Genomic DNA, 6,635 nt, shown 5'->3' on the forward strand with positions numbered 1-6,635 from the left:
TGCTGACAGATGGAGTTTTCGACAGAAACACCTAAGCGAGCCTGGTTCTCTTCGGGTCGTAGTACGGCGCCAACTGAACGGTTGCACGGTACCGCTTGCAGGCGATCTCGACCTCGAAGTTTCCGCTCTCGATGAAGTCCTTCGTCACGCCGTTCGGATGACCGATGTAACCCATCCCGAGCGATGCATTGAGCCGGTGGCCATAAGCACCGGAGGTCACCGAGCCGACAATCCGGCCGTCTTTCAGGATCGGCTCCTCGTGATAGAGGAACTGACTTGGACCGTCGCATTCCACCCGGATCTGCACCAGCTTGCGACGCGGAAGCCAGCCCGCACAGCCGTGAAGCAAGGCGTCGCGGCCGATGAACCCGCCCGGTTTGTCGTAGCCGACGGCAAATTCAAGTCCGGCCTCGCAAGGTGTGTCGTCCTGGCCGATATCATGTCCCCAGTGCCGGTAACCCTTCTCCATCCGAAGCGAATTGAGCGCGAAATATCCGGCTTGCCCGAGGTTGAAGTCCGTGCCCGCCTCGACAAGCCGGTCGTACACGTGCTGGGCAAACTCGGCCGGAATATAGAGTTCCCAGCCAAGCTCGCCGACATAGGTGAGCCGGCTCGCGCGCACCTTGGCGTAGCCGATCTCGATCTCCTGGCTGGTGCCGAAGGGGAACGCTTTGTTGGAAAAATCGCCGCCCGAAAGCTGCTGAAGCAGCGCACGTGATTTCGGCCCCATCACGCCCAGCATCGGCATGCCCGAAGTCAGGTCGGTAATGAACACATGTGCTTCGTCCGGGACCTGGTTGCGGAACCAGGACATATCGCGGGTCTGACTGGTGGCGACGGAGACGACCATGAACGAAGTCTCGGCGAGCCGGGTCACGGTCACGTCGGCTTCGATCCCGCCGCGCTCGTTCAGGCATTGGGTATAGACGACCTTGCCCACGGGCACATCGATCTGGTTGGCGCAGATCCGGTTCAGCACCCGGCAGGCATCGCGGCCTTCGAAGCGGAACTTCGTGAAACAGGACTGGTCGAACAGCGAGACGTTTTCCGCAACGTTGTGGCACTCCTCTGCGACATTGTCGAACCAGCTGGGCGTTCCGTAGGAATAGGCGACCTCGCGCTCCTGACCCGCTTTCCAGAAGAAGCCGGGCCGCTCCCAGCCGGCGGCTTCCGTCATCCATGCGCCCGCCTCCTTGAGGCGGTCGTGGAACGGGCTGCGCCTTGCGCCGCGCGCGGTCTCGACCTGCAGATTGGGCCAATGCATGCTGAACAGCAGCCCGAGCGTTTCCTTGGTGCGGTCGTAGAGATAAGTCCTGTTCGACTGGAATGGCTGCATGCGCCGGATGTCCACATCTGAAAGGTCGACCGGGGCGTACCCGTCGCGGATCCAGTCGGCCAGCGCCTTGCCGACACCGCCTGAAGACAGAATTCCGACGGAGTTGAAGCCGCAGGCCGCAAACAGGTTCTTCACCTCCGGCGTTTCGCCCAGCAGGTAACGGTCGTCCGGTGTGAAGCTTTCCGGGCCGTTGAAGAAAAGCTGGATGCCTGTATGAGCGAGCGAGGGATAGCGCTCGATGGCCTTTTCAAGATAGGGCGAGATGTGTTCCAGGTCTTCCGGCAGGGTTCCGAAGCAGAAATCCTCCGGAATGCCCTCATGCCCCCAAGGCTTGGCGTCGGGTTCGAAAAAGCCGAACAGCAGCTTGCCCGCATCCTCCTTGAAATAGGAGCATTCGTCTCCGACGAAAACAATCGGCAGGTCACGGGTGAGCTCGGGCATGGCCTCGGTGACCATGTAGTAGTGCTCGGCGGCATGCAGAGGCAAGGACACGCCGAATCGGGCGGCAAAGTCCCTTGACCACATGCCTCCGGCGATCACCACCTTGTCGGCGCGCACCTCCCGGTCTTCCAGCTGCACACCGACGGCCTTGCCGTTTTCGATGAGGATCGCCTGCACCGGACAATTTTCAAAGATCTTCGCCCCGCCCATGCGCGCACCCTTGGCGAGCGCCATGGTCACGTCGGCTGGATTGACCTGGCCGTCCTTCGGCATCCAGATGCCGCCGGCCAGATCGTCGCTGCGGATCAGCGGGTAGCGCTCGGCCACCTCGCCGGCGGAGAGCACATGCGCCTCCAGGCCGAAGTTGCGGGCCATGGACACGCCCCGCTTCAGCTCTTCCAGCCGTGCCTCGTGGGTGGCGAGCCGGAGCGCGCCATTCTGCTTGTAGCCGGTTTCCTGACCGGTTTCGGCAGCGAGACTGGTGAAGAGTTCGCCGGTGTACTTGGCAAGCTCGGTCATGTTGCGCGTCGCACGCAATTGCGTGACCAGCCCGGCTGCATGCCAGGTGGTGCCGCTCGTCAGCTGCTTGCGCTCGAACAGGGTCACGTTGCTGATCCCGATCCTGGTCAGGTGATAGGCAATCGAGCAGCCGGCGACGCCGCCACCAATGATCGCGACGTCACACCGTGCGGGCACTTCGTTCATGTCTTCCTCCCGTCCGCTCCTGCCTTGACGCGGAACCGTGCTTGTTACTTACCGGTCATGCTGGCGGCGATCAGCGTCACCATTTCGAACATCATCACCATGGCTAGCTGGGCCGTGATCTGGTTCGGGCTGTCTTTGGTCGGCATCAGGCACACCACATCGCCGCCGATGATGTTAAGCCCTTTCAGGCCCTGCAGGATGCGGGTCGCCTGTCGGATCGACAGTCCACCGAAGCCCGGTTCGATGTTGGAAACGCCCGGGGCCACCGACGGATCGAGGGAGTCGAGATCGAAGGTGATGTAGGCCGGCAGGTCGCCGACCCGCTCGCGGATGATCTCAATGGTCTTTTCAACGCCCAGATCGTCGACCTCGTCCATGGTCAGGACGCGGTAGCCGAGGTCGCGGCTCGTTGCGCCGACCTGGCCGGTGTGGATCGTTGCCGAAGGATGGCCGCGAATGCCGAGCTGGGTGCTGGCGCTGGCGTCGACGACGCCGTCACGCACGGTATAGGCGGCCCAGTGTCCGGCCGATTTCCGCGCGCCGTTCCAGTGTTCCATGTTCTCGTAGGTGTCCGTGTGCGCATCAAAGTGGATCAGCGCACATTTCTTTCCACCGGACAGGTTGCGTCCTTCCCCGGCAATGGCCTCGAGGATCGGCCCCGTAATCGAGTGATCGCCGCCGATCGAGACCGGCCGGGTACCGGCCGCATCAATGTGCCGGTAGAAGGCTTCGATGTCGCGGACGCAGGCTTCGTTGTTCATGCCTTCGGGCAGGGGAACATCGCCGAGATCGTGGCAGCGGACAGCATCCCACGGCGAAAAGCCGTGAACCCCATGGGCCCTGCGGTAATAGCCCGAAACGTGGCGCACCGCGCGCGGTCCCAGATGCTGGTCCCGTTCGGTCGATCCGTTGCCGGAGCTGTGGGGCACGCCGACCAGGCCGATATCGCATTTGGCCGGGTCGAAATCATGTTCGCAGCGGAAGAACGTCGGTACTCCCCACCAATACCATGCGGACGATTCCGCGCGCGCCTTCTGGAACGGGTCAGACATTCCGTCTCTCCTTAATCAAATCAGGGATGAATCAGTTTCTGCAGGAACGCGGCGGCCCGGTCCGTCTGCGGATTTGCGAAGAAGTCTTGCGGCGGCGCGGATTCCACGATCGCGCCGCGGTCCATGAAGGCCACACGATCGGCGACCCGCTTCGCAAAGCCCATTTCATGGGTCACGCAGATCATGGTCATGCCGGTTTCGGCGAGATCGGTCATCACCTCGAGCACCTCGCCGATCATCTCCGGATCGAGTGCCGAGGTCGGCTCGTCGAACAGCATCGCCTTGGGCTCCATGCACAGCGCCCGGGCAATCGCCACGCGTTGCTGCTGGCCTCCGGAAAGCTGGCCTGGATACTTGTCGGCCTGGTCGAGTATGTGCACCCGGTCGAGATAGCCGCGCGCACGGTCGCGCGCCACGGCGTCGGAGATGCCTTGCGTGCGTTTCGGGGCGAGGATGCAGTTTTCCAGAACGCTCAGATGCGGAAACAGGTTGAAGCTTTGAAACACCATGCCGACGTGGCGCCGGATATGGGTGAGCGATACGCCGGGCGCGTAAAGCTGCTGGCCGTCAAAGGTGATCGTGCCGGCATCGTGATGCTCAAGAGCGTTGATGCAGCGGATCAGGGTGGATTTTCCAGAACCGGACGGCCCGCAAATCACGATCTTTTCGCCCTGGAAGACCGAAAGGCTGACATTGTCGAGGGCGGTGAAGTCCCCGTAATTCTTGCACACGCCTTCCAGGCGGATTATCGGCGCTCCGCTCATCGTGCGCCTCCCACCGAGCCGGGCATGCCGGTCTTTTCCCAGGCGAAGCGGCGTTCGATGCGTTTCTGGATCGCCATCAGGGTGAAGACCATGACCAGGTAGTAGATCAGGGCCGCGAGGTAGTACTCGCTGAACTGGAACGTGCGGGCGACCGAGATCTGAGTCACGGTCATCAGTTCCTGCAGGGAAATCACCGAAGCAAGCGAGGTGATTTTCAACAGAGTGATGAACTCGTTGACGGTCGGCGCAAGGGCGATGCGTGCGGCCTGGGGGAAGACGATGAAACGGTATACGTCCGTGTGGGTCAGGCCGAGGGCAATGCCCGCAGCCCCTTGCCCGTGATCCACCGCGCGCAAGGCCGCGCGATTGATCTCCACCTGGTAGGCCGCTTCATTGAGCGAGAGCGCCAGCCAGGCGGCGAGGAACGGGTTGAACCATGGTTCCCGGAACACGGGGATGAATTGCGGCAACGCGTTCCAGACGAAGAGCAGTAGAAGAAGCTGCGGCACCGCGCGGAAGATCAGAACGTAACCGGTGGCCAGGGTGCGTGCCACGCGGTTTGAGCCGTTCAGCACCAGCGCCATGGGCAGCGAGATGGCGATCGCCGTCGCGTGGCTGATTACGGTCAGGGAGAGCGTGATGAGCGCACCCTTGAGATAGGCGGCCGATGTCAGGGCCGACCAGAAAACCTGGGTATCAAACTCCATCACGCCCTCTTCTTATTGGTTCGAGATAATTACTCGCCGATGCCGGTGAGCTGCGACGGCGACAGTTTCCAGGTCTCGATGATGCCTTTGAGCGTGCCGTCCGCCATCAGGGCGGCGATTGCCTTGGCAAGCATGGCCTTGTCGTCGCCATTCGGCCGGATATAGGCGGCGTAGGGCTGGGGCGTTTCCAGCGGCACGGTCCAGACGGTTTCGAATTGTCCGGGATTTTCGAATTCGCGATAGGCGACTTCCGTGTCCTGGGTCATCACACCGTCGACGCGGCCGACCTGCAGCTGCTGGATCGCGTCCGTCTGCTTCGGATAAACCTGCACGTTGATCGGAGACAGCCCCTTGGCTTCCAAAGCGGTGCTCATATGGTTGAGCTCTTCGACATATTTGGTGCCGGACTGCGCGGCGATGTTCTTGCCGGCGAGATCCTCGACGCTGCCGAAGGGCGCAGCACCCTTCTTGGCGACGATGACGATGTAGGTGTTCAGGTAACCGACACCGTCGAACGTCTTCTGCCGTTCTTCGGTCAACAGCGTGCCGCTGATGACCGCGTCGCAGCGGGAGGCGCTGAGGCTTGGCAGAAGGCCGCTGAAATCCATGGCCATGACCTTGGGCTCGACGCCCCAGTGCGCGGCGAGGGCTGAAACCACATCGACGTCCACGCCGACCGGCTTCTGATCCGCGGACATGAACTCCATGGGAGGAAACGTTGGGTCCTGGCAAACGGAAAACACGCCGTCCTCAACGAAACTGGGTGCATCTGACGCCGCGAGGGCCGGTGTGGTGACAAGGGCTGCAACGGCGGTGACCGCGGCTGCGAATTTTCTGGAAGATCTGGACATATCAGGCTCCTTCAAGGCTGGAAGGCATGTGAGCGCTTGTTCGGTATTAGCGAACTTAGTAATCTATTTAACCGGTGATCCTGTCAATATTTTTCGCTTAAAGGTGACTTTTTATGTTATTAATATACAAATTTGCCTAACGATTGGGCAGGATGACCGCCGAAAAGCCCCGGAAATGCACAAATTCGCTTCGCAAAAGGTCCCTTTTGCGCCGCTTCTAACTTTTGACTAGGACGACGGTCGGCTGATATCGAAGCCGTCAAGCATCGACTCTTGAGGATAAAAACGCATGGCGCTCACACCCACGGACAAGCCCTCGATCAATATCGGGGACAAGCTGCGTCAGCGCCGCCAGGAACTGGGCATGACGCTCAGCGACGTGGCCGAAAGCATCGGGGTGACCAAGGGATTCCTGAGCGAGGTGGAACGGGACAAGACCTCGCCATCCGTTGCCTCGCTTCTGCGGATCTGCGAGACTCTGAGCATGCCGATCGGCGCGCTCTTTCCCAACAACGAGTCGCAGGTCATCCGGAAGTCCGAACGGCTGTCGATCAAGTTCGGCGGCATTGATATCGATGACTTTCTGATCAATGCGCACCAGCAATCCAGGTTTCAGGCGATCCTCTCGCAAATGCGGCCGGGCGGCGGCGGTGGCGACGAACTCTACAGCGTCAACTCGCAGGAAGAGTTCGTCTTCGTGCTCAAGGGCAGTGTGCGGATCACCCTGGAGGGGGACACGACCATTCTCGATGAAGGCGACACGATGAGCTTCAATCCGA

Annotated in this window: 6 protein-coding genes; 1 reads left to right on the forward strand and 5 read right to left on the reverse strand. The window is 61.2% G+C overall.

Annotation, left to right across the window (positions count from 1 at the left end; translation table 11 throughout):
• Positions 1 to 31: 31 nt before the first annotated feature.
• From ABIN98_RS15880 to ABIN98_RS15900, 5 genes are read right to left on the reverse strand one after another with little or no spacing between them, the layout of a single operon-like run.
• On the reverse strand, positions 32 to 2,482 hold the full coding sequence (locus ABIN98_RS15880) for an FAD-dependent oxidoreductase (protein WP_346911533.1): 2,451 nt from the start codon (positions 2,480 to 2,482) through the stop codon (positions 32 to 34).
• A 44-nt stretch (positions 2,483 to 2,526) separates the two neighbouring features.
• The gene (locus ABIN98_RS15885; protein ID WP_346911535.1) at positions 2,527 to 3,534 is read right to left on the reverse strand and encodes an arginase family protein; all 1,008 of its coding nucleotides are present in this window, start codon (positions 3,532 to 3,534) and stop codon (positions 2,527 to 2,529) included.
• 20 nt (positions 3,535 to 3,554) lie between these two features.
• Entirely contained in the window at positions 3,555 to 4,298 is a 744-nt protein-coding gene (locus tag ABIN98_RS15890; protein ID WP_346911537.1) for an amino acid ABC transporter ATP-binding protein, read from the reverse strand.
• Positions 4,295 to 5,005: an amino acid ABC transporter permease gene (locus tag ABIN98_RS15895; RefSeq protein WP_346911539.1), complete on the reverse strand. Its 711-nt coding sequence runs from the start codon at positions 5,003 to 5,005 to the stop codon at positions 4,295 to 4,297. The genes ABIN98_RS15890 and ABIN98_RS15895 overlap by 4 nt, the downstream gene beginning before the upstream one ends.
• A 29-nt stretch (positions 5,006 to 5,034) precedes the next feature.
• The gene (locus ABIN98_RS15900; RefSeq protein ID WP_346911540.1) at positions 5,035 to 5,856 is read right to left on the reverse strand and encodes an ABC transporter substrate-binding protein; all 822 of its coding nucleotides are present in this window, start codon (positions 5,854 to 5,856) and stop codon (positions 5,035 to 5,037) included.
• A gap of 289 nt (positions 5,857 to 6,145) precedes the next feature.
• Between ABIN98_RS15900 and ABIN98_RS15905 the strand changes: the two genes are divergently transcribed.
• A partial coding sequence (locus ABIN98_RS15905) for a helix-turn-helix domain-containing protein (RefSeq protein ID WP_346911542.1) occupies positions 6,146 to 6,635 on the forward strand: 490 nt, incomplete at its 3' end.

This window comes from uncultured Roseibium sp., assembly GCF_963675095.2.
Taxonomy (GTDB): domain Bacteria; phylum Pseudomonadota; class Alphaproteobacteria; order Rhizobiales; family Stappiaceae; genus Roseibium.